The 26559-nt window shown below is 35.1% G+C and carries 27 protein-coding genes, 1 tRNA gene and 1 riboswitch; of the genes, 25 read left to right on the forward strand and 3 right to left on the reverse strand.

Features of this window, described 5'->3' with window-relative positions; all coding sequences use genetic code 11:
* Nucleotides 1-259 precede the first annotated feature (259 nt).
* The 23 genes from CUL_RS0105750 to CUL_RS0105860 all read left to right on the forward strand — a co-directional run bounded on the left by CUL_RS0105750 (nucleotide 260) and on the right by CUL_RS0105860 (nucleotide 19287).
* On the forward strand, nucleotides 260-1441 hold the full coding sequence (locus CUL_RS0105750) for an acetyl-CoA C-acetyltransferase (protein WP_005584590.1): 1182 nt from the start codon (nucleotides 260-262) through the stop codon (nucleotides 1439-1441).
* 209 nt (nucleotides 1442-1650) lie between these two features.
* Nucleotides 1651-2307 (forward strand): acetate CoA-transferase subunit alpha, encoded by a 657-nt coding sequence (atoD, locus tag CUL_RS0105755; protein WP_005584589.1) that lies wholly within the window; start codon nucleotides 1651-1653, stop codon nucleotides 2305-2307.
* Complete coding sequence (locus CUL_RS0105760) at nucleotides 2307-2966, forward strand: 3-oxoacid CoA-transferase subunit B (RefSeq protein WP_005584587.1); 660 nt, start codon at nucleotides 2307-2309, stop codon at nucleotides 2964-2966. The genes atoD and CUL_RS0105760 overlap by 1 nt, the downstream gene beginning before the upstream one ends.
* Nucleotides 2967-3096: 130 nt before the next feature.
* Nucleotides 3097-3333 (forward strand): AtpZ/AtpI family protein, encoded by a 237-nt coding sequence (locus CUL_RS0105765; protein WP_408065616.1) that lies wholly within the window; start codon nucleotides 3097-3099, stop codon nucleotides 3331-3333.
* 4 nt (nucleotides 3334-3337) lie between these two features.
* Nucleotides 3338-3724 (forward strand): ATP synthase subunit I, encoded by a 387-nt coding sequence (locus CUL_RS0105770; protein WP_025640785.1) that lies wholly within the window; start codon nucleotides 3338-3340, stop codon nucleotides 3722-3724.
* A 61-nt stretch (nucleotides 3725-3785) separates the two neighbouring features.
* Complete coding sequence (atpB, locus tag CUL_RS0105775) at nucleotides 3786-4457, forward strand: F0F1 ATP synthase subunit A (RefSeq protein ID WP_005584582.1); 672 nt, start codon at nucleotides 3786-3788, stop codon at nucleotides 4455-4457.
* A gap of 33 nt (nucleotides 4458-4490) precedes the next feature.
* Complete coding sequence (atpE, locus tag CUL_RS0105780) at nucleotides 4491-4775, forward strand: ATP synthase F0 subunit C (protein ID WP_005584581.1); 285 nt, start codon at nucleotides 4491-4493, stop codon at nucleotides 4773-4775.
* A gap of 66 nt (nucleotides 4776-4841) precedes the next feature.
* Nucleotides 4842-5351: a F0F1 ATP synthase subunit B gene (gene atpF / locus CUL_RS0105785; RefSeq protein ID WP_005584580.1), complete on the forward strand. Its 510-nt coding sequence runs from the start codon at nucleotides 4842-4844 to the stop codon at nucleotides 5349-5351.
* Nucleotides 5339-5881: a F0F1 ATP synthase subunit delta gene (locus CUL_RS0105790; RefSeq protein WP_005584579.1), complete on the forward strand. Its 543-nt coding sequence runs from the start codon at nucleotides 5339-5341 to the stop codon at nucleotides 5879-5881. The genes atpF and CUL_RS0105790 overlap by 13 nt, the downstream gene beginning before the upstream one ends.
* Before the next feature lie 18 nt (nucleotides 5882-5899).
* Nucleotides 5900-7402 carry a F0F1 ATP synthase subunit alpha gene (gene atpA / locus CUL_RS0105795; RefSeq protein WP_005584578.1) on the forward strand — a complete coding sequence of 501 codons (1503 nt, stop codon included), beginning with the start codon at nucleotides 5900-5902 and terminating at the stop codon, nucleotides 7400-7402.
* Between the two features lie 30 nt (nucleotides 7403-7432).
* Complete coding sequence (gene atpG, locus CUL_RS0105800) at nucleotides 7433-8290, forward strand: ATP synthase F1 subunit gamma (RefSeq protein WP_005584577.1); 858 nt, start codon at nucleotides 7433-7435, stop codon at nucleotides 8288-8290.
* Between the two features lie 19 nt (nucleotides 8291-8309).
* The gene (atpD, locus tag CUL_RS0105805; RefSeq protein WP_005584576.1) at nucleotides 8310-9707 is read left to right on the forward strand and encodes a F0F1 ATP synthase subunit beta; all 1398 of its coding nucleotides are present in this window, start codon (nucleotides 8310-8312) and stop codon (nucleotides 9705-9707) included.
* A 2-nt stretch (nucleotides 9708-9709) separates the two neighbouring features.
* Nucleotides 9710-10135 carry a F0F1 ATP synthase subunit epsilon gene (locus tag CUL_RS0105810; RefSeq protein ID WP_005584575.1) on the forward strand — a complete coding sequence of 142 codons (426 nt, stop codon included), beginning with the start codon at nucleotides 9710-9712 and terminating at the stop codon, nucleotides 10133-10135.
* Between the two features lie 134 nt (nucleotides 10136-10269).
* On the forward strand, nucleotides 10270-11067 hold the full coding sequence (locus tag CUL_RS0105815) for a YwmB family TATA-box binding protein (RefSeq protein ID WP_005584574.1): 798 nt from the start codon (nucleotides 10270-10272) through the stop codon (nucleotides 11065-11067).
* A gap of 18 nt (nucleotides 11068-11085) precedes the next feature.
* Complete coding sequence (gene murA, locus CUL_RS0105820; protein ID WP_005584571.1) at nucleotides 11086-12336, forward strand: UDP-N-acetylglucosamine 1-carboxyvinyltransferase; 1251 nt, start codon at nucleotides 11086-11088, stop codon at nucleotides 12334-12336.
* Nucleotides 12337-12616: 280 nt separating this feature from the next.
* Entirely contained in the window at nucleotides 12617-13654 is a 1038-nt protein-coding gene (gene spoIID, locus CUL_RS0105825; protein WP_025640787.1) for a stage II sporulation protein D, read from the forward strand.
* 183 nt (nucleotides 13655-13837) lie between these two features.
* Nucleotides 13838-14623 (forward strand): M23 family metallopeptidase, encoded by a 786-nt coding sequence (locus CUL_RS17935; RefSeq protein ID WP_005584569.1) that lies wholly within the window; start codon nucleotides 13838-13840, stop codon nucleotides 14621-14623.
* Between the two features lie 94 nt (nucleotides 14624-14717).
* Complete coding sequence (spoIIID, locus tag CUL_RS0105835; protein WP_005584568.1) at nucleotides 14718-14972, forward strand: sporulation transcriptional regulator SpoIIID; 255 nt, start codon at nucleotides 14718-14720, stop codon at nucleotides 14970-14972.
* 153 nt (nucleotides 14973-15125) lie between these two features.
* Nucleotides 15126-16154, forward strand: coding sequence for a rod shape-determining protein (gene mreB / locus CUL_RS0105840; RefSeq protein WP_025640788.1), 1029 nt, complete (start codon nucleotides 15126-15128; stop codon nucleotides 16152-16154).
* 67 nt (nucleotides 16155-16221) lie between these two features.
* Nucleotides 16222-17271, forward strand: a complete 1050-nt coding sequence (locus CUL_RS0105845; protein WP_025640789.1) for a flagellar hook-basal body protein — start codon at nucleotides 16222-16224, stop codon at nucleotides 17269-17271.
* Between the two features lie 11 nt (nucleotides 17272-17282).
* A complete protein-coding gene (gene flgG / locus CUL_RS0105850) occupies nucleotides 17283-18077 on the forward strand; it encodes a flagellar basal-body rod protein FlgG (protein ID WP_025640790.1) in 795 nt (264 codons plus the stop codon).
* A 19-nt stretch (nucleotides 18078-18096) separates the two neighbouring features.
* On the forward strand, nucleotides 18097-18405 hold the full coding sequence (locus CUL_RS0105855; protein ID WP_035142942.1) for a rod-binding protein: 309 nt from the start codon (nucleotides 18097-18099) through the stop codon (nucleotides 18403-18405).
* 12 nt (nucleotides 18406-18417) lie between these two features.
* A complete protein-coding gene (locus tag CUL_RS0105860; protein WP_005584566.1) occupies nucleotides 18418-19287 on the forward strand; it encodes a transglycosylase SLT domain-containing protein in 870 nt (289 codons plus the stop codon).
* A gap of 208 nt (nucleotides 19288-19495) precedes the next feature.
* Here the strand turns inward: CUL_RS0105860 and CUL_RS0105865 are convergent, their stop codons facing one another.
* The 3 genes from CUL_RS0105865 to CUL_RS0105875 form a co-directional block, all read right to left on the reverse strand.
* Nucleotides 19496-22336, reverse strand: coding sequence for a phosphodiester glycosidase family protein (locus CUL_RS0105865; RefSeq protein WP_157752623.1), 2841 nt, complete (start codon nucleotides 22334-22336; stop codon nucleotides 19496-19498).
* 240 nt (nucleotides 22337-22576) lie between these two features.
* Nucleotides 22577-22653 (reverse strand) — tRNA-Pro (locus CUL_RS0105870).
* 124 nt (nucleotides 22654-22777) lie between these two features.
* Nucleotides 22778-24253, reverse strand: coding sequence for a methyl-accepting chemotaxis protein (locus CUL_RS0105875; RefSeq protein WP_025640793.1), 1476 nt, complete (start codon nucleotides 24251-24253; stop codon nucleotides 22778-22780).
* Between the two features lie 360 nt (nucleotides 24254-24613).
* Between CUL_RS0105875 and CUL_RS0105880 the strand changes: the two genes are divergently transcribed.
* Both CUL_RS0105880 and metK read left to right on the forward strand, forming a co-directional pair.
* Nucleotides 24614-25081 carry a COG2426 family protein gene (locus CUL_RS0105880; protein ID WP_005584560.1) on the forward strand — a complete coding sequence of 156 codons (468 nt, stop codon included), beginning with the start codon at nucleotides 24614-24616 and terminating at the stop codon, nucleotides 25079-25081.
* A 69-nt stretch (nucleotides 25082-25150) separates the two neighbouring features.
* Nucleotides 25151-25253: riboswitch (SAM riboswitch) on the forward strand.
* Between the two features lie 88 nt (nucleotides 25254-25341).
* Nucleotides 25342-26535 carry a methionine adenosyltransferase gene (gene metK, locus CUL_RS0105885; protein ID WP_025640795.1) on the forward strand — a complete coding sequence of 398 codons (1194 nt, stop codon included), beginning with the start codon at nucleotides 25342-25344 and terminating at the stop codon, nucleotides 26533-26535.
* Nucleotides 26536-26559 lie beyond the last annotated feature (24 nt).

The following is a 26559-nucleotide window of genomic DNA, read 5'->3' on the forward strand; positions in this document are numbered from 1 at the left end:
AGGGAATGTTGAAAAATAGGGATTTGTTAAAAAATAGGCAAAAGATGAGTGTAGAGCATTTTCTACACTCATCTTTATTTTTCTAAAGTTTAAGATATTTTAATGGAATTAGGTATCAGCTAGGGGCATTGTAATTTACAGACTTGTAGGGCTTTAGAAAAATAATTTTTACACAAAACATGTTGGCACGAAACTTGCAATTATATAGTACTGGATAATGAGTTAAATAATATAAAAAATATAATAGGAGGTAAGATATATGAGAGAAGTTGTTATTGTGTCTGGAGTTAGGACAGCTATAGGAACTTTTGGTGGCAGCTTTAAAGATGTATCTGCAGTGGCATTAGGTACTGTTGCAGTTAAAGAAGCCATGAAGAGGGCCAATATTGCACCAGATATGGTAGATGAAGTTATATTTGGAAACGTATTGCAAGCGGGATTAGGCCAAAATGTAGCAAGACAGGTTTCTATCCACTCTGGAATTCCTATGGAGGTGCCTTCTTATACTGTAAATAAGGTTTGTGGTTCAGGTCTAAAGACTGTAGCTTTAGCGGCACAAGCTATAATGGCAGGAGAAGCAGATATCATACTGGCAGGAGGTACTGAGAATATGTCTCAAGCTCCTTACCTATTGAAGAAAGCTAGATGGGGACAAAGGATGGGAGATGGAGTAATCGAAGACTATATGGTTAAGGATGGACTCTGGGATATATTCAATGATTACCATATGGGAATTACCGCGGAAAATATAGCAGAACAATGGAATTTATCTAGGGAAGAACAAGATCAATTTGCTCTTAATAGCCAATTGCGAGCAGAAAAGGCTATAAAGGATGGAAGGTTTAAAGATGAAATAGTTCCAGTAGAAGTTCCACAAAGAAGAGGAGATCCAATAATTGTAGATACTGATGAGCATCCACGATTTGGTTCAACTATTGAAGGAATGGCTAAGTTAAGACCAGCTTTCAAAAAAGATGGTACAGTAACAGCTGGGAATGCATCAGGAATTAATGATGGCGCAGCAGCCTTAGTCCTTATGTCTAAGGAAAAAGCAGAAGAACTAGGGATTAAACCTTTAGCTACTATTCTATCCTATGCTTCAGCAGGGGTAGATCCTAAGATAATGGGTACAGGTCCTATACCAGCAACAAAAAAGGCATTAGAAAAGGCTAAAATAGGTGTAGAAGATTTAGACTTAGTGGAGGCAAATGAAGCCTTTGCAGCACAATCATTAGCTGTAGTAAAGGACTTAGGATTGGACCCAGAAAAGACAAATGTGAATGGAGGAGCCATAGCCTTAGGACATCCAATTGGTGCTTCGGGAGCTAGAATTTTGGTTACTCTATTACATGAAATGGACAAAAGAGAAGCTAAAAACGGGCTGGCGACCTTATGTATAGGCGGCGGACAAGGAATAGCTTTAGTGGTTAGAAGAGACTAAATAGTGAAATATATACCTTGCATTATTCGGAAAATGAACAGGTAATAATTATGTAGCCACTATAGCGAACTAAATTGGTTATTGATAAAATGCAAGTTATTTGATAAAATTGTAACAAGGGTTTTAACAATGTGCAGTTGCTAGGCGACTAACAAGTCGCCTAGTAAGGTTAGTTCTAATTGTACATTGAATTAATTGGAGGTGTTTTTATGGAGAAAGTAGTAACTATAGATGAAGCTGTTAGCCATATTAAAGATGGTATGACCATTATGGTTGGCGGATTCTTAAGCTGTGGTACCCCCCATAAGCTTGTGGATGCGCTAGTAAAAAAAGGTGTTAAAGATTTAACATTAATTTGTAATGATTCAGGCTTCGTCGATTCAGGAGTGGGAAAGCTAGTTGTAAATAAGCAGATTAAAAAATTAATAGCTTCCCATGTGGGAACTAACAAGGAAACGGGGAATCAAATGAATTCTGGCGAAATGGAGGTTGTTTTAGTACCTCAAGGAACTTTAGCAGAACAAATAAGAGCTGCTGGTGCTGGTCTTGGAGGCATATTGACTCCAACAGGCGTAGGAACGGTTGTAGAAGAAGGAAAAGAAAAGATAGAAATAGACGGAAAAGAATATCTATTAGAATTACCTTTAAAAGCGGATGTAGCACTATTGCTTGGACATACTGTAGATAAGGCTGGCAATGTAGTCTATTATGGCGCTACAAGAAACTTTAATACCCTTATGGCTACTGCTGCGGACACGGTAATCGTTGAAGCTGAAAACCTGGTAGAAGTAGGGGAAATAGATCAAAACCATGTTGTTACTCCTGGATTATTTATTGATTATATTGCTGTTGGAGGTGACAAATAATGGATAGAGCTAAAATAAAAGAAATAATAGCTAAAAGGGTAGCTAAAGAATTAAAGGATGGAGATATAGTAAATTTAGGTATTGGACTACCTACTATGGTGGCTAACTATGTTCCAGAAGATATGAATGTTTTATTCCAGTCGGAAAACGGTTTCGTTGGATTAGGACCTGCCCCTGCAGAAGGGGAAGAAGATGAATATATAGTTAACGCTGGAGGTCAACAAGTGACCATATTGCCCGGAGGAGCTTTCTTTGACTCTTCTATATCTTTTGGAATCATCCGCGGAGGTCATGTGGACGTAACGGTTTTAGGTGCCTTACAAGTAGATGAAGAAGGGAATTTAGCCAATTGGATGATACCAGGAAAGATGGTACCAGGAATGGGTGGCGCCATGGACTTAGTAGTAGGAGCTAAAAAAGTAATTATTGCTATGGAGCATACGGTAAAAGGAAACCATAAAATACTTAAAAAATGCAACTTGCCTTTAACAGCTGCAAAAGAAGTAGATATGATAGTAACTGAAATGGGAGTAATGGAAATAACAGATGAGGGTATAGTATTAAAGGAAATCAATCCAGAGTTTACCGTAGACCAGGTTCAAGAAGCCACAGAAGCTAAATTGATAATAGCAGAAGATTTAGTTGAAATGGAAGTATAAAAAGAACCCCAGCTATGGGGTTTTTTTTACTAATAAATATTTGCAATTTTATTGAATTTAAAGTATATTTATATTATATGAATTTTTAAGGTTAAAGTATAGTTATATATTTAACAAACTATTGTTTGGAGTGTTTTGTTTGAATAGAAAGAATAATAAAAACATGCTTCAAAACTTAAGTTTAATAACCCAAGTAGGCTTATCTATTATAACTCCTATAATTGTAGGAGTATATTTAGGTGGATTTATTGATAGGAAAGTTGGCACGGATATGGTATTTACTTTAATATTTATCATATTGGGAGCAGGAGCAGGTTTTTTAAATTTATTCAAACTAGCAGATAAAAATAAAAACAATAGGAAGTGAAATGATGTTTAATGACGAAAATTTAGTATTCCATATAATTAGGAAAACTGTTGTATATAGCTTGATTATTATAGGAATAATGTTTATAGGACTAAAAGATGCAAAACCTTATGTTTTAGGTTTTATCTTTGGAACAACTATAGGTATTTTAGGGTTTAAATTAATTGAAAAGACTGCTAAAAGAGCAGTGACTATGGAATCATCAAAGGCTTATACTTACTCAATATTCCATTATTTCATTAGGTATTCTATTTACGCAATAGTCCTAATTATAGCAGCTATTGCCGATTATTTAAATTTTTTCACAACTGTACTTGGTCTTTTTATGATAAAGATGGTAATTGTTATTTCTGCGTTCATTAATACTAATTATAAAAAAAATAAAGATTAATCACATTCAAGAAATTTGCTATACTATTATATAGGAAAGGAAGAAAGGAGGTTGAAGATACTTGAAAATAGAATTTACATTAAATATATTTGGTAAATCCATCTTTATACCAGATACTATTGTTAATGTATATTTAGTAGTAATAATATTACTTGTTTTAGCGGCAATAGTAAATAAAAAGGTCAAACAAGCAAGTGCAGATGAGAAGCCTTCAAATTTCCTTAATGTGATTGAACTAGCTGTTGAAGCAGTCCAAAATTTAGTCAAACAGACTATGGGGGCTAAACATTTAAGGTTTGCACCTTTTATATTTAGTCTTATGGCATTTTTATTGTTTGCCAATCTATTTGGATTATTAGGATTTACACCGCCTACTTCTGATTATAGTGTAACCTTGACCTTAGCATTAATAACTTTTACATTAACCCAATTCTATGGATTAAAAAACAATGGTATTTTAGGTTACCTAAAGGGGTTCACTGAGCCTATGGCTTTTTTGACTCCTTTAAATGTAATAGGTGAATTAGCTAACCCTATATCTTTATCTTTCCGTTTATTTGGAAATATTTTAAGTGGGGTAATTATAATGGGATTATTATACCAGGCTTTAGGTTTAATAGCACCAATAATAACTCCACCGTTACATGCTTATTTTGACCTGTTTTCAGGTGTATTACAAACATTTATCTTTTCTATGCTAACCATGATATTTATTGGTGGCAATTTAGATTAATATTTTTCTAAAATTTGGGAGGAGGAAATTAATATGTTACAAGGAATAACAAGTGAAGCTTTTATATTAGGATGTTCAGCAATAGGTGCAGGTTTAGCTATGATAGCAGGTATAGGACCTGGTATTGGTCAAGGTAATGCGGCAGCAAGGGCTGCAGAAGCAGTTGGAAGACAACCAGAAGCCCAGGCAGATATTACTAGAACCATGCTTTTAGGTCAAGCGGTAGCAGAGACGACTGGTATTTATGGATTAGTTATTGCCATAATCCTATTATTCGTTAGACCACTATTGACAGCATATTTAAATCTAGGATTATAAGGAGAAGGGTTCCCAAATATATAGGAGCCCAATCTCTAATACCCCTTATAAAAAGGAGGCTTAGTTATGTTTGATGTAAGGGTAATACCAGAACTCTCATCGATGATCTTAACCCTATTAGCGGTTTTGATATTATTTTGGGGTCTTTCAAAATTATTATATAAACCAGTTTCTAAGATTCTTAACGAAAGAAAAGAAAAGATTCAAAATGATATAGATGGAGCAAAAGTATTAAAAGAAGAAGCAGCTACATTGAAATCTGAATATGAATCCAAGCTTCTAGATGCTAGAAAGGAAACACAGGAAATAATTGAAAGTGGAAGAAAACGAGGAGAAGAAATAAAAGAAGATATAATAGCTGAAGCAAAGAAGGAAGCAGAAAATATTGTTGAGAAAGCAAAAAGGGAGATCCAAGCTGAAAGGGAAAAGGCCCTTTTGGATGTAAAGATGCAGGCAGGCGAGATGGCAGTTTTAATTGCTTCTAAGATAATTGAAAAGGATGTAGACTTAGCTTCTCAACAGGACTTAATTGAAAAATTTGTGGATGAGGTAGGTACGAGAGAATGGCAAAATTAGTAGGTAAAAGGTATGCTGAAGCTCTCTTTGAAGCTGGTTTAGAATTGAACAAATTGGAAGATTTTAAAGAGGATATAGAAAATGTTTCAAAGGTTTTGAGGACAGAAATAGACCTTCAAAAGATACTCAATCATCCGAAGATTTCAAAGGATGAGAAAAAAGATCTATTATCCTCAATATTTAGGGGAAAGGTATCAGAAGAGATACTTAATTTTCTATATATTATTGTAGATAAAAGAAGAGAAGGATCTATGATTGAAATATCTAAGGAATTTGAAGAACTATTTAATGAACATAAAAATATTTTAGAGGTAACTGCTATAACAGCAGTGGATATGGATAAGAAGCTTAAAAACAAATTAGCTCAAGTACTTAGCAATAAAACCAATAAGACTATAATATTAAACAATGTTGTAGATAGAGATATAATAGGAGGAGTTCTTTTAAAAGTTGAAAACAAAATTATAGATGGAACTATAAGAGGACAGTTACAAAGTATAGAAAAAACGATAAAAGGCGCAACATTATAGGAAAGCTGGGGTGAAAAAATGGAGTTAAGACCAGAAGAAATTAGTTCTGTAATAAAAGAACAGATAAAAAATTATGAAAAAAGACTTGATATGGTAGATATAGGAACAGTTATTCAAGTAGGAGATGGTATCGCAAGAGTCCATGGGCTGGAAGCTTGTATGGCTGGGGAATTGATAGAATTCCCAGGAGAGGTTTATGGGATGGCTCTTAACTTGGAAGAGGATAACGTTGGTTGTGTACTTTTAGGATCCGACAAGAATATAAAAGAAGGAGACACTGTAAAGAAGACAGGGAGGATAGTAGAAGTTCCCGTTGGAGATGTTATGATAGGCAGGGTTGTTAATGCTTTAGGTCAACCTATTGATGGAAAAGGGCCTATAAATGCAACTAAGTTTCGACCTATTGAAAGGATTGCACCAGGGGTCATTACAAGGAGATCTGTAAATCAACCATTACAAACGGGAATTAAATCTATCGATTCTATGTTTCCAATTGGTAGGGGACAAAGGGAGCTTATAATTGGTGATAGGCAGACGGGAAAGACAGCCTTAGCCGTAGACACTATTATAAATCAAAGAGGCCAAGATGTTATCTGTATTTATGTAGCTATTGGACAGAAAAGATCTACTGTAGCTCAAATAGTAGATGTGTTGGAGAAAAAAGGTGCTATGGATTACACTATTATAGTATCAGCTACTGCTAGTGAATTAGCACCGTTACAATATATAGCTCCCTATGCAGGTGTAAGTATGGGAGAAGAGTTTATGGATAATGGCAAAGATGTACTGATAGTCTATGATGATTTATCAAAACATGCTATTGCCTATAGGGCTATGTCCTTACTTTTAAGACGTCCACCAGGACGAGAAGCTTTCCCTGGAGATGTATTTTATCTTCATTCAAGGCTTCTAGAAAGGGCAGCAAAACTAGATGATAAATATGGTGGAGGTTCAATTACTGCCTTACCTATTATAGAAACTTTAGCAGGGGATATTTCTGCATATATTCCAACTAATGTTATATCCATAACCGATGGTCAAATATTCCTTGAAACGGATCTATTTTTTGCAGGACAAAGACCTGCTATAAATACAGGATTATCCGTATCCAGGGTTGGAGGAGCTGCTCAGATAAAGGCTATGAAAAAGGTAGCAGGAAGTTTAAAACTTGAATTAGCCCAATATAGGGATTTAGCTGCCTTTGCTCAATTTGGTTCTGAACTTGACAGGGATACCCAACGTAGACTAGACCAAGGGGAGCGAATGATGGAAATATTAAAACAGCCTCAATATAGCCCAATGAAAGTGGAAGATCAGGTTGTAATCCTTTATGCAGTAGTCAATGGACATTTAGCAGATATTCCTATAGAGAAAATAGCCCAATTTGAAAAAGACTTTTTAAATTATGTAAACAACAATCATCCAGAGATAATTGAGTCCATAAGAGAAACTAAGGATTTAACCGAAGATACGGAAGAAAAGATAAATGAAGTTATTGAAGAATTCAAGAAGAGTTTTTAGTATTCCCTTAATAATTTGGGGGTGGAATAATTGGCTCAATCAACGCGAGATATAAAAAGAAGAATAAGAGGGATAAGTAGTACAAGGCAAATTACTAAGGCAATGGAATTGGTAGCCTCTGCAAAACTCAGAAAAGCCAGGGAGAGACTGGAAAAGTCAAGGCCTTATTATAATACGGTTTACGAAAATATACAGCAGGTACTTAAGGACACCAAGAACTTAAACCATCCCTATTTAAAAGCTAGGAAAGGGGATAGAGCTGTATATATAGTGGTATCTGCCGATAGGGGTTTAGCTGGAGGGTTTAATTCCAATATTAATAGGTTAGTTGAAGATGAAATAAGGAATAAAAAAGACAAGGTTTCTTTAGTAACAGTAGGATTAAAAGGAAGGGATTATTTTAAAAGGAGAGGTTATAATGTAATAGGTGAATTTCTCCATATTACAGAGGAACCTTCTTTCTCCCATGCCAAAGCTATTGGAAACCTGATTATGGATATTTATGAAAAAGGGGAAGTAGATAAAGTATATATAGCCTATACCAAATTTATTACTACCATTTCTCAAGAGGCTAAGTTAATAAGAATACTTCCCAATGATGAATTAAAGGAAGGCCAGGCTGAGAAAAATGCCATTATAGAGTTTGAGCCTTCTCCAGATGAAGTGTTAGATTATTTAATACCAAAATATATACAATCCGTAATATATGGCGCTTTAATCGAATCGTCATGTAGCCAACAAGGAGCCAGGCGGACTGCTATGGAATCTGCCACAGATAATGCAGAAGAGATGATAGATGAATTACAATTAAGCTACAACAGAGCACGTCAAGCAGCCATTACTGCAGAAATTTCAGAAATTGTTTCAGGTGCAGAAGCTCTTAAGTAATAGAGAAAGGAGTGGGGATATGGAAAAGAACATAGGAAAAATTGTTCAGGTAATAGGCCCCGTTGTGGATATCCGATTTAGTGAAGAAAACCTACCTGAATTGTTAAATGCAATTGAAATAGATACAGGTGAAGAAAAATTGGTTGTAGAAGTAGCTCAGCATATTGGAGATGATACAGTTAGATGTGTAGCTATGAGTACAACTGACGGTCTTGTAAGAGGGATGGAGGCAGTAAATACTGGTGAACCAATAGCAGTTCCAGTAGGTAGGGAAACCTTAGGGAGATTATTCAATGTATTAGGTCAACCTATAGATGGTAAGGAGCAAGTAAAGCAAGCAAAAATGGCGCCCATACATAGGCCAGCTCCTTCCTTTGAAGAACAAGGAACTTCTAGAGAAATATTTGAAACGGGAATTAAGGTTGTTGACCTTATAGCACCCTACTCAAAGGGTGGAAAAATAGGATTATTTGGTGGGGCAGGAGTAGGAAAGACGGTTTTAATTCAAGAGCTAATCAACAATATTGCTACCCAACACGGTGGACTTTCAGTATTTGCCGGTGTTGGAGAGCGGACTAGGGAAGGAAATGACCTTTATTATGAAATGATAGAATCAGGGGTAATAGATAAGACAGCTTTAGTATTTGGCCAAATGAATGAGCCACCAGGAGCTAGGATGAGGGTAGCCCTTTCTGGATTGACTATGGCTGAATATTTTAGGGATGAAGAAGGTCAGGACGTATTATTGTTTATCGATAATATATTCCGATTTACTCAAGCTGGTTCAGAAGTATCCGCTTTACTTGGAAGGATGCCTTCTGCAGTAGGTTATCAACCTACTTTGGCAACAGAAATGGGTCAACTTCAAGAAAGGATTACTTCTACAAAGAAAGGTTCTATTACATCGGTGCAAGCCGTATATGTGCCTGCCGATGACTTGACAGACCCAGCACCAGCAACTACCTTTGCCCATTTAGATGCAACTACTGTATTATCTCGTCAAATTGCTGAACTAGGGATCTATCCAGCAGTAGACCCATTGGATTCTACATCTAGGATTTTGGACCCTGAAGTAGTAGGGCAAGAACATTATGAAGTAGCAAGAGGTGTTCAGGAAGTATTGCAAAGATATAAAGATTTACAGGATATAATAGCTATACTAGGTATAGATGAGCTTTCTGACGAGGATAAATTGACTGTTGCACGAGCAAGAAAGATCCAAAGATTCTTGTCACAACCCTTTACTGTAGCAGAGCAGTTTACAGGGATGAATGGAATTTATGTACCTATAAAGGAAACGGTAAGAGGATTTAAGGAAATATTAGAAGGGAAACATGATGATATTCCTGAACAGGCTTTCTTTATGGTAGGGACCATCGATGATGTTTTAGAAAGAGCTAAGAATATGGAGGGATAGTTATGGGTTTTATGCTTGAAATAGTTACCCCAGATAGGAATTTTTTCTCCGATGAAGTAGATATGGTCATTGTGAGAGGAATAGAAGGGGATTTGGCCGTTTTAGAAAATCGAGCACCTCTATTAACTCCCCTTGCCATAGGGAAGGTAAGAATAACTAAGGATGAAAAGAAAAGAGTAGCTGCAATAGTAGATGGTTATATCTCCGTTCAAAAAGATAAAACTACAATAATTACAGATTCTGCCGAATGGCCTGAAGAAATAGACATAGAGAGGGCAGAAAGAGCAAAGATAAGAGCAGAGAAGCGTATAAAGGAAAAACCTGAAGGATTAGACATTGTAAGAGCTGAAAATGCCCTAAAGAGAGCATTAAATAGGTTAGAAGTGGCAAACATTAAAAAAATTAACGATGAAAATTTTAACCAATAAGGTATAAAAAGTACCCTTTCTTGGTAATACTTTTATCATAAGGAAAGGGTATTTTTTAATGATAAAAATGTTTTGTCCCCCTTTACATTTTTATTTAAATACCCTTCTCCTTAAAAATAATTGGAGGTAAGGGTATGAAAAAAAATGGGAAATTTTTTATGATGGGAATAATTTTATTTTTATTAATACCTATATTTGGATTTAGTGTAGATCAATATGAAGAAAGGGATCTATTAATAGGTGTTTTAGAAGAGACGGGAGCCACCTTTTTAGAAGGGGATATAAGTTTAGGTGGAACAATTCTTGATAGATTTATAGGGTATGAAGAAATTAAAGATATTGGAAATAATCTTAGAAATAATTTGGAAATTAAAGGTAACTTAATAGAAAGTGGAAGCCTATATGAAGGGGTAGAAGGAGACTATTATTGGGAAGAAATCGTTGAAGAAGAGGGATTTCTTCAACTTATGATTCAAGGATTGGATAGCTATAATAATATAGTAACTATTACATTATCCTCCTATGAAGATGTAGACCTAGGTCCAGGTGAAACAACTCTTTTCATAAATTTAATAAATAAGGAGCAATTTGTTGAAATTAATGATATAATAGTAAAGGTGGAAAAAATTTTCGATGAATATGGAAAACCTGTGAATATTACTACTTGTGTTATTGGAACCTTTGATGGGTATATGGATTTAAGAGAGAATGAAAAAAGAATACTGGGAGTGGCTAGAGCAATAAAGGGGAAAATTGTTGAAGAATATAAAGAAGACGGGGTTTTAAGCCTTTCAATCTTCACTCCCTATATTGAGGAATATGTATTCACAGGGAACAAAAAAATGAATATGAATATTGCGGTCCGATTTAATGAATACGAAGATAGGACCTATATTTGGATAGGAACACCTATAATAACTGTAGGCTACTAGAATTAGGAGGGGATTTATTTGAATAAGATAATGGTGGAGAAGAGTCCTCCATTAAGGGGAAATGTAAGAATAAGTGGAGCAAAAAATTCTGCATTGCCGATTTTGGCAGCTTCTTTATTGGGAACGGAGGATATTATTCTCGAAGATGTACCAAAGCTTAAGGATGTAGAAGTTATATGTGAGGTTTTATCATCTTTAGGGGCAAAAGTGGAGTTTTTAGATAAAGGAATTATAAAGATTAATTCTAAGGATATAAACAATTATGAAACCCCCTATGAATTGATGAGCAAGATGAGAGCTTCTTTTCTTGTAATGGGACCTTTATTGACCAGGCTTGGGAAAACTAAAACATCCTTGCCTGGAGGATGTGCAATAGGGACTAGGCCTATAGATTTACATTTAAAAGGCTTTAGAGCTTTAGGGGCAGAAATAGATGTAGATCATGGTAATATTGGTGCTTATGCAGATAGATTAGTTGGAGATAGAATCTACTTAGATTTTCCAAGCGTTGGGGCCACTGAAAATATTATGATGGCTGCAGTAATGGCGGAAGGAGAAACCATAATAGATAATGCAGCTATGGAACCTGAGATAGTGGATTTGGCCAATTTTCTTAATAAATTAGGGGCAGATATTAAAGGGGCTGGAACTAGCAGTATTAGAATAAAAGGTGTCAAAGAACTAGGTGGAGCTACCCATTCTATTATTCCAGATAGGATTGAAGCAGGAACCTTTATGGTAGCAGCAGCTATTACTAAAGGAGATATTGTTGTAGAAAATGTTATAACTAGCCATATTAAGCCTGTAATTGCAAAATTAAGAGAGGCCGGATGTCAAATATACGAAAATGGGGATAAAGTAAGGGTAATAGGAGCTGATGAAATAAAAGCTGTAGATATAAAAACTTTACCCTATCCAGGATTTCCTACGGATATGCAGGCACAATTTATGTCCCTTATGAGCGTTTCCCAAGGGACAAGTGTAATTATTGAAACGGTCTTTGAAAACAGGTTTATGCATGTAGATGAATTGAAGAGAATGGGTGCAGATATTAAAATAGATGGTAGATCTGCAATCATTCAAGGGGTAGACAGTTTAATGTCAGCTCCAGTAAAGGCTACAGATTTAAGAGCAGGGGCTGCATTAGTATTGGCAGGCTTAGTTTCTGATGGAGTTACAGAAATAGGAGATATTTATCATATAGATAGAGGATATGATAATATAGAAGAAAAGATAACCAAATTAGGAGCTAAGATATATAGGGTTTAATTAATGGACAATTTTGACAGTTCACAATGCATGGTTCACAATTGATAATTCTTGGCGGATGAATTCGCCAATACATATTTAGTAATTATGGGGCGACCAAAGGTCGCCCCATTTTTATTTAATGCTATTGTATAACCCTGGAACTAGCAGTATAAGACTTACCTTCGAAGGGTATTCCTACTTTCCACTTCTAAATTGGCAATCTAAGATGCTTAATCTTGTTATAATTTTATCTTCCCTAGCATATTATATTGTATACTTAAGGCAAGAGGGGGAAAAGATGAGAAAAATCGGAATATATACTGTTGTGGTTTTGGTAATTATTATTTTTATACCATCCATAATAGTTAAAACTTTTAATTTTGTTCCTAAGGAAAACAAAATGGGGAAGAAAATTGTTAGGTCTCAGGTAGAGGAAAGTCCTTCTGAAAATGAATTTAATGGGAACATAAAAGTATATGATACTAGGAATCAGCAGGTTATAGATATGGCTTTAGAAGAATATGTAAAAGGAGTTGTAGCAGCTGAAATGCCTGCTGAATTCCATATTGAAGCCTTAAAAGCTCAAGCCGTGGCTAGCAGAACCTATGCCATAAGTAGGACTTTAAAATATAGAGAAGGCCATCCTGATCATATTGAGGCTCCCCTTTGTACAGGCATTCACTGCCAGGCCTATCTTACACTAGAAGAGTTAAACAATATCCATGCCAAAGATTGGGAGGAAAAATATTGGCCTAAAATTGAAGAAGCAGTTGTTTCAACTAAAGGGCAAATTTTATATTATGGAGGAGAGATAATAGAACCTCTATACCACTCTACCAGTGGAGGGATGACAGAGGATGCTTTAAATGTATTTGCAGTAGATCTACCTTATTTGAAAGCAGTTGAAAGTCCCTATGAGGAAGATGCTCCTAAATTCAGGAGTTTAATCACAATGACAGGGGATGAATTTGTTGAGAAATTGCTTAAAAAATATCCAGGTTCTAATATTACTAAGGATAATCTAGGGGAAAAGATTAAGCTAGTAGAAAAAACCCAAAGTGGAAGGATAAAAAAATTAGCCATAGATGGTTCAGTAGTAAATGGCAGGGAAATAAGGGAGTTATTCGAACTTAATTCTACTAATTTTAAGATAACTTTTAATCCAAAGACCAATATAGTAGATATTGAAACCATAGGTTATGGCCATGGAGTAGGCATGAGTCAATGGGGAGCTAACGGCATGGCCAAGAATGGCAGGGATTATGAAGAAATATTGAAACATTATTATACGGGCGTAGAATTACATCAAATGACAATGGACAATTTAAATAATTGAACAATTAATGGTAGGGGCGGATCTGTATATCTGCCCTGTTTATATTTTACTATATTATTTTTAGAACGGGTACATAAAGCGGGCAGACCCATGAGTCTGCCCCTATATATTTTTCTGGAAATTTTTATTTATCCATGTATTAAATAGATAAAAGTGGAAATAATACCTAATGGAGGTGGGGGAATGAAAAATAGATTGGCTAAATTAATTGAAAAAGATGGATTTTATATTATTCTATTTATCTGTGTATGTGTAGTAGCTATTTCAGCAGTATTTGCTTCTAGGAGAAATTTAACTGAAAGCAATAAAGACAATCTATCCCAGGTTGAGGATTTTATCATCATAGATGAAGAATTAGGATTAGAATCTTCTACAATATCTGAGGATAAAGAAGATGAAAAAGTAATGGAACCAATGGAAGAAATAAGAGAATTTGTGGATGAAGAATTAGTTGAAGAGGAAGAAGCTAAGGAAACAATGTCAGAGGGAGAAATAGAAGAAATGGATGAAGATTTAGAATTTATTGAGGAAGAGAATATTGAAGAATTGGCTGAAAGTATGATAAAACCGGTAGAAGGAATATTAGGAGCTGATTTTACAAAGGATAATCTAATCTATTCGGAAACTTTAGACGAATGGACAGGACATAAAGGGATAGATATATTGGCAGAGGAAGGGAGCCAAGTAGTAGCTGCTCTATCAGGAAAAGTACAAGAAGTATATAATGATCAATTATGGGGAACAGTAATTATACTAGACCATGGAAATGGGATTATGACTAAGTATGCTAATCTATCTACGGAAAATATGGTACAAGAAGGTGTACAGGTGAACAAGGGGGAAGTAATAGGCAAGGTCGGTAGAACAGCTTCAATAGAAATGATGATGGAGCCTCATATCCATTTTGAAGTCATAAAAGATGGGATGAGCGTTGATCCTAAACAACATATACCAGCCTTTATCTATTGAAACTAGTATATATTTGTTCTATTAGGAATTTAAAATGCATATGTATTTACAAAGATTAAAAACCCAAAACAAAGTTCAAAGGGGGTAGACCTATTTGAAAGATTATATAGAAGAAAGGGCATTGGAAATTGCAAAGTACATAATAAGTGAAAAAGCTACTGTGAGGCAAGCAGCAGGTGTTTTTGGAGTGAGTAAGAGTACAGTTCATAAGGATGTGACAGAACGTCTTCCCAAGATAAACCCTCTTATAGCAACTATGGTAAAACAGGTTCTGGAGCAAAACAAAGCCGAAAGGCATATTAGAGGGGGGAAAGCAACTAAATTAAAATACAAAGCCATCAACGATTAAATAGGCCCATAAGGAAAGACAAAAGTCTATCCTTATGGCCTTTTGGGTTTTTTGGATAATATTGCATATTTAAAAGGAATTTTTGGAATTATGGAGAATATATATGATATAATGTATAAGTGTATAGATATGATTAAAAGGGGGCAAATATATATGGCTGCTTTTAGGACGGATTTAGGCATCGACTTGGGAACGGCGAGTATTTTAGTATATGCAAAAGGTAAAGGAATAGTATTAAATGAACCTTCAGTTGTGGCGATCGATCAGAATACCAATAAATTTTTAGCTGTAGGTGAGGAAGCTAAAAAGATGTTAGGAAGAACCCCGGGAAATATAATTGCTTTACGCCCTATGAAAGATGGAGTAATTTCCAATTATCAGGTTACCGAAAAGATGTTGAAATATTTTTTTACCAAGGCTATGGGAAAAACCATCTTCAAACCAAGAGTTATAATATGTGTACCCAGTGGGATTACGGAAGTGGAAAAGAGGGCAGTATTAGAGGCTAGTAACCATGCTGGTGCTAGAAGGACTTTCCTTATTGAAGAACCTATAGCTGCCGCAATAGGAGCAGGAATAGATATAACGGAACCCAATGGAAATATGATTGTAGACATAGGTGGTGGGACTACAGATGTGGCAGTTATTTCCTTAGGAGGTATAGTTATAAGTAGGTCTATGAAGATTGCAGGAGACGAATGTAATGAATCCATCGTTAGATATATAAGGAAGAAACACAATATGATGATAGGGGAAAGGAGTGCAGAGGATTTAAAAATCCAAATAGGAACGGCATACCCTAGAGAAAAAGAGGTATTCATGGAAGTGAGGGGTAGAAATCTATTAACTGGATTGCCAAGGACTGTTAAGATATCCTCTAGTGAAATGTTAGAGGCTTTAGAAGAGCCTATTTCCCAAATAATGGAGACCGTCCATTCCGTTTTGGAAAAAACCCCTCCAGAATTAGCAGCTGATATAGGAGATAAGGGAATAGTTATGACTGGCGGTGGAGCTTTATTATATGGATTGGATAGACTTATTACGGAAAAAACCGGTATAAAGACAAATATTGTGGAGGACCCCATCGGTTCAGTAGCCATAGGGACAGGAAGAGCCTTAGAATGGGTAAACTTATTGGAGTCGGATTTAATAGATTCGGATTCTATTAGGATAAATAATTAAAGTCCTATAAAAAGATGCCGATAATAACTATTGAGATTTATATTTGGATTATAGGAAGGGGATTCAAATGAACCGAGGATTATATATCAATGCTACTTCATTAGCCACTAATCAAAAAAAGCTAGAGGTATTAACTAATAATTTAGCCAATGTAAATACAACGGGTTTTAAGAAGGATATGTCTTTAACGGAGACCTTTCCTGAAAAGCTATTGTCAAAAATAAATGGTCAAAAACCTAGAACTAGGTTAAGAGGGGAAAACCAAATAGACTATGAAACCGATGGACAGGTTCATAGGGCTAGTACTAATAATGGATTTTTTGTCATAGAAACCCCAATGGGCAATAGCTATGTGAAGGATATCCGTTTTATTGTAGATGATGAAGGATATTTTAGAACTTTTTATCAAGATGGTAGAGAAGATTATAAGACAGACTATGAAAATTTTATAACCGATGGACAGGGCAATAGATTGCAAGGAGAAGCAGGGGATATAGAAGGACTTTTACAAGGGATTATATACCATCCTCCTTCTTCTCGGATAATAGGTACTATGAACGCAGGATTAAAATTCCAAAAGATTGTCACAGATTTTACCCAGGGGAATATAAGTGAAACAGGTGGAACCTATGATTTAGCTTTAAATGGTCCTGGATTCTTTAAGATAGCTGATCAAGAGGGGAATATTTATTATACTAGGGATGGTTCTTTTGTTGTAAATGAAGAGGGGGCCCTTTCCACGCTAAGGGGAGAAACAGTACAGGGAGTAGGCGGAGCTATATATATAGAAGGGAATGAAGTGACAATAGGCACTAATGGAGCAGTAATAGTAGATGGCAATACAGTAGGTACTTTAGATGTAGTAGACTTAGAAAATAGGGAATTTTTAAGGAAAATTGGGGACAATCTGTACCAAATGGCAGAAGGAGTGGAGGCAGGAGAAATTTCCTTTGAAGGAGAGGTACTACAGGGGTATCTGGAAAACTCTAACGTAAATGCTATTGAGGAAATGGTTGAGATGATAACATTGCTTAGGGAATATGAAGCAGGACAAAAGGCAATTAGGGTACAGGATGAGATGCTTGAGAAGGCTTCAAATGAAATAGGAAGAGTGTAGGAGGTTAAAAAATGAGAGCATTATGGACTGCCGCAACAGGCATGAAATCACAACAGTTTAATATAGACACTATAGCAAATAACTTATCCAATGTAAATACAACATCCTATAAGACACAGAGGGCTGAATTTAAAGATTTGTTCTATACTACCTTAAAAAGAACCAATATGGTAGATGAAGAGGGAAGACCTGTAAATCTTGAAGTAGGCCATGGGGTCATGCCTACGGCTACTAAAAAGGATTTTAGGAATGGTAGTTTTATGGAAACCAATGGTACTTTTGATTTGGCCATTGATGGAGATGGTTTTTTTGCAGTATTATTACCCAATGATGAAATCAGATATACCAGGGATGGTAGTTTTAAACTGAGTGTAGATTTTGACGAAGGGATGCTAGTAACTTCAGAAGGTTATATTGTGATGAGTGAAGATGAGGATGAAATACTAATAGAGTCTGGCCTAAGAGATATTACCATCGATGATTTAGGATATATTACAGGGGTAGATGAAGAAGGAGAAATAGTAGAGTTAGGAAGGATTGGATTATTTAGGTTTACCAACCCAGAGGGTTTATTATCGGAAGGCCAAAACTTATATAGCGAGACGGTAGCCTCAGGGGAAGGGATACTTGTTGAAACTGATGAGATGAAGGGTAGAGTGATACAAGGCTATCTAGAAGCTTCTAATGTACAGGTAGTAGACGAAATGGTTAAGATGATCACAGCCCAGAGGGCCTATGAGATCAATTCAAAGACTATACAAACTGCCGATGAAATGCTTCAATTGACCAACAATTTAAAAAGATAATGGGGTGAATTAAGTGGAGATGAATGTGGATCTAAATATTGACCCAACAATATTACATAAGCAAATGGAATCAATAGATGCTGATAAGGACGATGAAGCCCTAAGGCAGGTCTGTAAAGAATTTGAGTCCATATTTTTATCCATGATGTTCAAAGAGATGAAAAAGACCATACCAGAAGATGGACTAATAGAGAAGAGTACAGGTAGGGAGATATTTGAAGATATGCATATTGACGAACTATCCAAAGAGATAGCTAATGGGGATGATGGATTAGGTATAGCTGAGATGTTATATCAACAATTTAAAAATGGTTATATTAGCTGGTAGGAGGTAAGTATAATGGGGAAGAAAGCATTAGCTATGCTAATGATTTTGACCATATTGTTTGTAGTAGCCAATACTGGATTTTCTCAGAATAAAAATCCTTCTAAGGAAGAGGTAGAAAAGATTATTGAGGAAGTTGCTACTAAAAGGGGTATTCCCAGTATCATATTAAAATGTATTGCTAAAATAGAGAGCACTTTCAGACAGTTTGATAAAAACGGTAAGCCTTTAATAGGGGCGGGCAGATATATTGGCATAATGCAGATAGATGGAAAGGGAAATATTTATAATTTAGAAAAGCTCAAAAACGACCCTGTATATAATATAGAAGCTGGGGCAGACCATCTATTGGGGAAATGGAAGACTGCTAATGATAAAATGGCTCAAATAGGGAATATGGATCCAAATATATTGGAACATTGGTATTTTGCCCTATGGGGTTATAATGGATTATCGGATAAAAATGATCCAAATAAAAGTGTCAAAACATATCAAGATAGGATATATGAAATAGCCCTAAAGGATTATAAACAAAAGATAACCCCTATTAGCAGAAGGTCTGTACCTAGTAGGGGTGGATACCCTAGAAACGATAAAAGGATTTCAACACCTGAAGAATACCATGAAGGTGATATAGTAAAATACAAACCTGGAGATATTGTAAATCCGAATACCATGGAAAAGGCAAAGGGAAAAGACTTTTTAGTACTCCATGAGGGGCCAAGAGGCAAAGCAATAGGCACTGTAAAGGAAGACCAAACTATGACCATATTAGAGGGGCCAGTTTTAAGACGAGGTTTTTATTTCTACAAAGTTAAAATAAATGAAGATTCAAGGGAAGGCTGGGTTTATGGGAATTGGATAGTTTTATCAATGGACAATTGACAATTAATTAAAAATGGGGATTAATCCCTCCTTTAGCTGGTAATAATATTAGCTAAAGGAGGGATTTTATGAGGAAAAGGATAATTTATACCTTTTTTGCTATTATGCTTACAATATTTACAGTAGGAATCATTTTGTATAATTGACGTTTTAAAGATGAAAAACTGGACAGATTTTCTGTCCAGTTTTTCCTTTTAGAGGTCTATTGTCAGTTGGTGATTTGATAAGTTATATCTTTACCATTTACGATAAATTCAATTGAATATATATTTTTTGCATCTTCTGGTTTTTCTATTTTACTACTATTTAATTCTATATACCGGATACCATCTTTTAACTCAGATTTATTAGTATTTCCATTATAGACTACCCAAATGCTTTTACCTTTTTCAAAGGTTTCAACTAATGTATTATGAAGTAGTTCGGCTTCCAGCTTATCCGTAAAACCTCCAGTTCCAAATATTGGAGTGTTTAAAAATAGAAGGATATGGTCTTCTTCAGCATTGGCTAAGCTATTTTTCAACCATAGCCATTGTTGTGAGTTTGTCGATCTAATTCCACCTTTAGCACTACTTGCATCTACCATCATTAGGTTTTTATATCTATGGGTTTTGTAAGGATTGCCTACATTTATAATTTTATTGGATTTAATAGTTTTATTAAATTCAGCACTGGTTTTTCCTATAAATAAGCTTAAGTTATGGGAATTAGCTTTATTCCTTATTTTGTCTATTGCAGCTTGTTGATTAACTTCTTGAAAATCCTTTGGCAATCTAGTCACTATAAAGGAAAATCCATTTTCAGTTTTTTCCGATTTAATATTTTTTCCATCCTTAAAGCTACTTGGCGTTGGAACTTCTATCTTATCATAGGATGGTGGGTAGGCTGCCATTAAACTATCCAGCAAAATTTCCCCAGAATATTTTTTAGCTCCATCAGTTTCTACTATATAGATCCTATCTAAAGTAATAGGATAGACCACATTAGAAGGAATATTTGCTTCAACATATTGCCAATCAGTAGAGTTTAAGGATTTTGTGAAATCTAAAGTATGGCTATCGCCATTTTTATCCTTAATAGTGCCCCTTAGCCAAGCTCCATTATTATCCCCTTTTATCCAAAGGGATAGTTTATTAGGTGTTCCATTTAAGGCTAGTCCACTTTTTCCATCTGGTGTAAACATTAAATAAGAAGCCCTAGTTTCTTCACCTTGGGTGAAATCATATTTAAGGGACAAACTATTTTTACCTTCTTTGGCAGTTGAACTTAGATTAATTTCACCTTTTACGTAATTAGGATAAGTAGTTATATTAAAGTTATTAATATCTTCAAATCCTTCTATCTGTATTGCTTTTCCACTTCCTACAGATACTAGAATGTTATTTATACTATCACCTATACGCCCAGTTATGGCGCCAGCGCCAATCTTTTCTTTACTATAGAATATTCCATTCTCCACATAACCTATATCGCCGGAAACTGTCCAATCTAGATCTTCTGCATATATTTTAGCTTTAAATCCATTTTTATCTATCCCATATAAGGTACCAATATTTTTCTGCTCATTAGGCTGTAAAGTGAACCTATCTACTGGGAAAATAAGACTTTTAATTTCATCTAATATTCTAAGATCTATAGTAGAGGATATACCTAGGTAATCGGCCTTTACAGTAACATTACCAGAAGATTTAGCTTTGAATCTATTTCCTTCTATTTCCCCTCCAACACCTTCAAAAGTATATTTTACTTGGTTTTGATCTATTTCTACAGGATTATGATATTGGTCGTACCCTTTAACGATAAACCTTCTAGAGGTATTGGGAAACATATTTGTTTCATCTGTGTCTATCTTTATATAGGAAAGCTCACCCTTAGGAGCATTGGAAAAGATCCCTACACCATTAACAACCTTTCGCTGTCCTCCATCAGAAGGCTTGTTAACAACCTTTACAACCTGTTCATCTACAGGCTTTACTGCCATGGTAGTAGAACCGCCCCCATCGAGATTTATTGCATTATAGGCACCTAAATCTTTAAGGATGGCCGCAAATACTTCCTGACTAACACCTTTATAGGAATTGTCTCTACCATCAATAGTTACTATTATTAATTCCTTCTTGTCCTGGGTAATGCCAATTCCTGTCCTTGGATGGTCACCTTTAATATTAATATTAGAATTAATTATTTTCCCATCTTTAAGAATTATACTACCACCGCCAATGGCAAACTTGATATTTTCCAAATTTGGGGTAGTGCCTACAGATAGTTTTACCTCATCTCCTACATTAAAATTGGTTAATAAGGGTTCTTTTCTACTTCCTCTAACGGCTATTACATAGCCATTTTCCGGAATGGATACTGCTTCTTTACCAATTCTAATATCTTGGACTACATTGTCAACTACTACCAATTCCACCATTTCACCATTAGCTTCATCATTAAATTTGTTACCGAAAGATTTTGGTCCCCAGTGTTTATTTAGCAAGGTTACCATATTCATGTCGGCAGCTTTATTTATTAAACTAATACGTATAGATTGGCCTGAGTTTAATGAGGTGAGGGTCATACTTCTATCGAAAAAAGTAATATCCGGATTATTTTCCACATCTAGATAGAATGTAGGAAGGGCATAGGCTCTTTCTATAGGAGATGATAGTACTTCACCTTTTTCAATAAAGGTTCCCATAGAATAAGAATAGGGATTGTATTCAAAAAAATCTCCGTTAATACCTGCAACGGCATTCTTCTCCTTTACCAAATTACTTACACTATCCCTATGGGATAACCCTTTATTACTAAATAGCCCACCTATTTCAGCATACTCATCAGTTAAATCTACCCTTACCACATTGATATGCCACCAACCTTTAGAGGTAAACTTCTTTATATTTTCATATAGAATACCAGAACCAAGATAGTCTGAACTCTTGGTTTCATAGATTACATAGGGCATATTAACTGCATTAGCAGTTAAGGATGGGGCTGTTGAAGTAATAATGGCAGTTGCAATAAGTAATAATATAAATATCTTTCTAATTGATTTCTTCAAAAATATCACCTCTCCTTGGTTAAACAAATAAGTAAACATATTTCCCTTCTGATTAATTTAAGAACTTACCTCCTGCCCCAAAAGACCTCCTTTCCACATCATAGTAGCTTATCCTTAGGACTCATAAGACTATTATATAATGGAAATATATCAATATGGTTACAATAGTATTACAAAGATCTAACAAGTGGTTTTATATAAAAAAAGAAGGATTGGAATTCCAATCCTTCTTTTGAATAATGGTCGGGGTGAGAGGATTCGAACCCCCGGCCCCATGGTCCCAAACCACGTGCGCTACCAAACTGCGCCACACCCCGCTGACCACTATTATAGTATAAGGGATAAGCGTCTTAAATGCAAGATATAGAAACCGACCAAAAACAACCCTTATTCACTATTAAGATTAAATAGATAAGAATATCTTTATTATTCTCATGAAATTTAACTATTTTCCATTAAATCCTTCAGTTTAGCCATTAAAATCTCTAATTCTTTGAAATTATGAATAATTTCATCTACTTTTCCATCTTCTTCAGTTATACTAGCAGCTACTTCTTCTACAGCTGCAGAATTTTCTTCCGTTACACCGGTTATAGACATTATTTCATTTAAGATGGATTCAGAATTTTTCAGTATATTTGATATTTTTTGTTCCACATCATCAGCTTGAATTAATACATTACTTGTATTTTGGTTTATTTCCTTAAACAAATTGTAAACATTATCGGTAGCAATTCTACTAGAATTAAATAATTCTTGGTCTTTATGAACTTTATTGGTTACCTCTATTGTTTTGAATTGAACTTCTCCTAATATATGAGATATTTCCTCCGTGAATTTACTAGAATTTTCGGCAAGGTTTCTGATCTCTTCAGCTACTACGGCAAAGCCTCTGCCATGTTCACCTGCTCTTGCAGCTTCTATGGCTGCATTTAAGGCTAGCAAATTAGTTTGTTCTGCAATTTCATCAATGGATTTAAGTATGGAATTAATTTGTTCTGACTGCTGGTTTAACTCCTCTAGGATAATAGCAGTTTCATCCATATTTGCACTTACTTGTTTAATTTCTTCCGTTAAGACGGCAACCTGTTTACTTCCCTTTTCTGTAATATTAAAGGTGTTTTGGGATAGTTGGGCCATTTTTGCGGCTGCTTTAGTAACTAGTTGGATCTCATCATTGCTTTCTATCATGGATTGATTTATATCGGTAATACTATGGGATTGGGCTTCTATACTATTGGCTATTTCAAGAGAAGTGTTTGTAATTTCTCCGGAAATATTTTTAATGGTTTCTAAATTGTCCATCAAATTCATGCTAAACTCGTTTATGGTTGCTAAAGTTTCTCCTAATTGGGACAATAGGATATCTATCCTTTCCTTATCCTTAGCCAGTTCTGTATTTTTTTCTTCCAATTCAGCAGTCATTTTCTTACCAATCCTACTTTGAAATGCCAATACTGATGTTATTAATACTAAGTATAGATTTAAAGAAATAAGTTTTTGACTATCTAATCCTGGGAACATAATATCCTGATACTGGAAATAAAAATAATTGGTTAATATAAAATTAATGGCTCCCATTATAAGTATAGGCTTAAAATCTTGAAACATAGATACGACAGCAATAGAATAATATAATAAAATATAGTTGGCTGTATGGGGATGAGACTTAATTAATAGAAAGCTTAATGAAGCCATACCTAAGACAACAATATATTTAACAAGATTTTCTAATTTCCTTTTATAGGTCAGTGCCCAGCATGGAATAAGGGCTATTAGACCGACAATTGCTAAAGTTAGAATCGTTTTTATTGGTACCTTATTTATTAAATCAACGACTAACCCTAAAACCAGGGAAAATAGCATTAATCTAGTTACAATTTTATTCTTTTCAAATACAAAATCTTTTTGTGTCATAGAAAACCCTCCTGTTTATTGGAATAATTTCGAGATAAACCTTCCAATTTCATTGGCTGAGGTAATGGCTTCCCAAGCTCTTTGTGGTTGCCTAGTATCCCCTATACATTATAGCATATAAAAGTTAAAATTTTGACAAAAAAATGCAATTATTGTAAGGGGTCATAGTAGGGGAAAAGGTAAGTCTATTGAACACTGCAAAATACAAGAATTCAAAAACCATCCAATTTCATAAAAAGGGAAATAGGACTATATTCATACAAATATTTATTAAAAATAAAAAAGAATAAAGGATTTTGCTTATCTTTATAGAATACAATATAAATTGGATATAATATTAATTTAAAAGGAGTCATGCTTATGTTTGAACTAATAGAAGAATTAAAAAGGGAAATACTGGTTGTACTAATGGCTGCTATGCCTATATCTGAACTTAGAGGAGCTATTCCTCTAGGTATATCTTTGGGATTAAGCCCAATTCATAGCACCATAATCAGCATTATAGGTAATATGGCAATAGTTCCCATTTTATTAAAGGTATTAAATCCAGTTATGAACTATTTAGAAAAAACTTTTCTCTTTTCTAAATTTATTGGCTGGATTAAAAGAAGAACTTTGAAAAGAACTAGGGCTGCTATAAAAAAATATAGCTTATTAGGCCTATTCATTTTGGTAGCCATTCCAGTGCCTACTACAGGGGCTTGGACTGGATGTATAGCTGCAACTTTACTCAAACTAGATTATAAAAATGCATTAATGGTAATACTATCTGGAGTATTTACCGCTGGAATAATAGTTTCTACCATAAGTTATCAAGTTTTTGGATAATGGGGATAAAGTTTGACTTAACCTTATTATTATGTTAGAATATGTTCATAAATTAATAGAAATCTTGATGCCTTATCAAGAGAGGTGGAGGGAATGGGCCCTATGAAACCCGGCAACCTGTATTATACAAAGGTGCTAAATCCCACAGAATTTGGATTCTGAAAGATGAGGTTACTATTAAATTACCTTTTCCTTTTGGAAGAGGTTTTTTAGTTTGTAACTAAAGAAAATTTTTATACAAACTTAAGGAGGTCTTTTTTATGAAAAAATGGTTATTCACTTCTGAATCCGTAACTGAGGGCCATCCAGATAAAGTATGTGATGCTATCTCCGATGCTATATTAGATGAGATATTAGCTAAGGATCCAGAGGCGAGAGTAGCTTGTGAAACCACGGTGACAACAGGGTTAGTACTTGTAACGGGAGAAATTACAACCAATTGCTATGTAGATATACAAAAAGTAGTAAGACATACTGTGGAAGAAATAGGATATACTAGGGCTAAATACGGCTTCGATGCAGATACCTGCGCTGTCCTTACATCTATAAATGAACAATCTCCAGATATAGCCCTTGGAGTAGATAAAGCATTAGAACATAAGACAAATGGAGAAGATGAACTAGATCAGATAGGTGCAGGAGACCAGGGCATGATGTTTGGATATGCCTGTAATGAAACGGAAGAATTGATGCCTTTACCAATTTCTCTAGCCCATGAATTGGCAAGGCGATTGGCAGATGTGAGGAAAAATGGCACCTTGGAATATTTAAGACCTGATGGGAAAACTCAAGTCACTGTAGAATACCATGATGGTAAGCCTATTAGATTAGAAAGCATTGTAGTATCGACCCAACATAGTCCCAATGTAGATTTAGATATTATAAAAAAAGATATTATGGAACATGTAATCATGAAAATAGTTCCCCACAATATGCTAGATAGTGGTACTAAATACTATGTAAATCCAACGGGAAGATTTGTTGTAGGTGGACCTATGGGAGATGCGGGCCTTACAGGTAGAAAGATAATTGTAGATACCTATGGCGGATATGGCAGACATGGAGGAGGAGCCTTTTCAGGAAAAGACCCTACTAAAGTAGACCGTTCAGCCAGCTATGCAGCCAGATATGTAGCTAAAAATATTGTAGCTGCTGGATTGGCAGATAAATGTGAAATAGGTTTAGCCTATGCCATAGGAGTAGCCAGGCCTTTATCCATATATGTAGAAACCTTTGGTACTGGGAAAATTTCCGATAAAGAAATAGAAAAATTAGTAGAAAAATATTTTGATTTAAGACCAGCAGCTATTATAAGGGATTTAGACCTAAAAAGACCTATCTACAGACAACTAGCAGCCTATGGACATTTTGGCAGGAAGGATTTAGACCTACCATGGGAGAAAACAGATAAAGCAGAAATATTAAGAAAAGAAGCCTTTTTAATAAAACAATGACTTTAAATTATTCTCAAGAAGACT

Source organism: [Clostridium] ultunense DSM 10521 (assembly GCF_000511955.1).
Taxonomy (GTDB): Bacteria; Bacillota; Clostridia; order Tissierellales; family Tepidimicrobiaceae; genus Schnuerera; species Schnuerera ultunensis.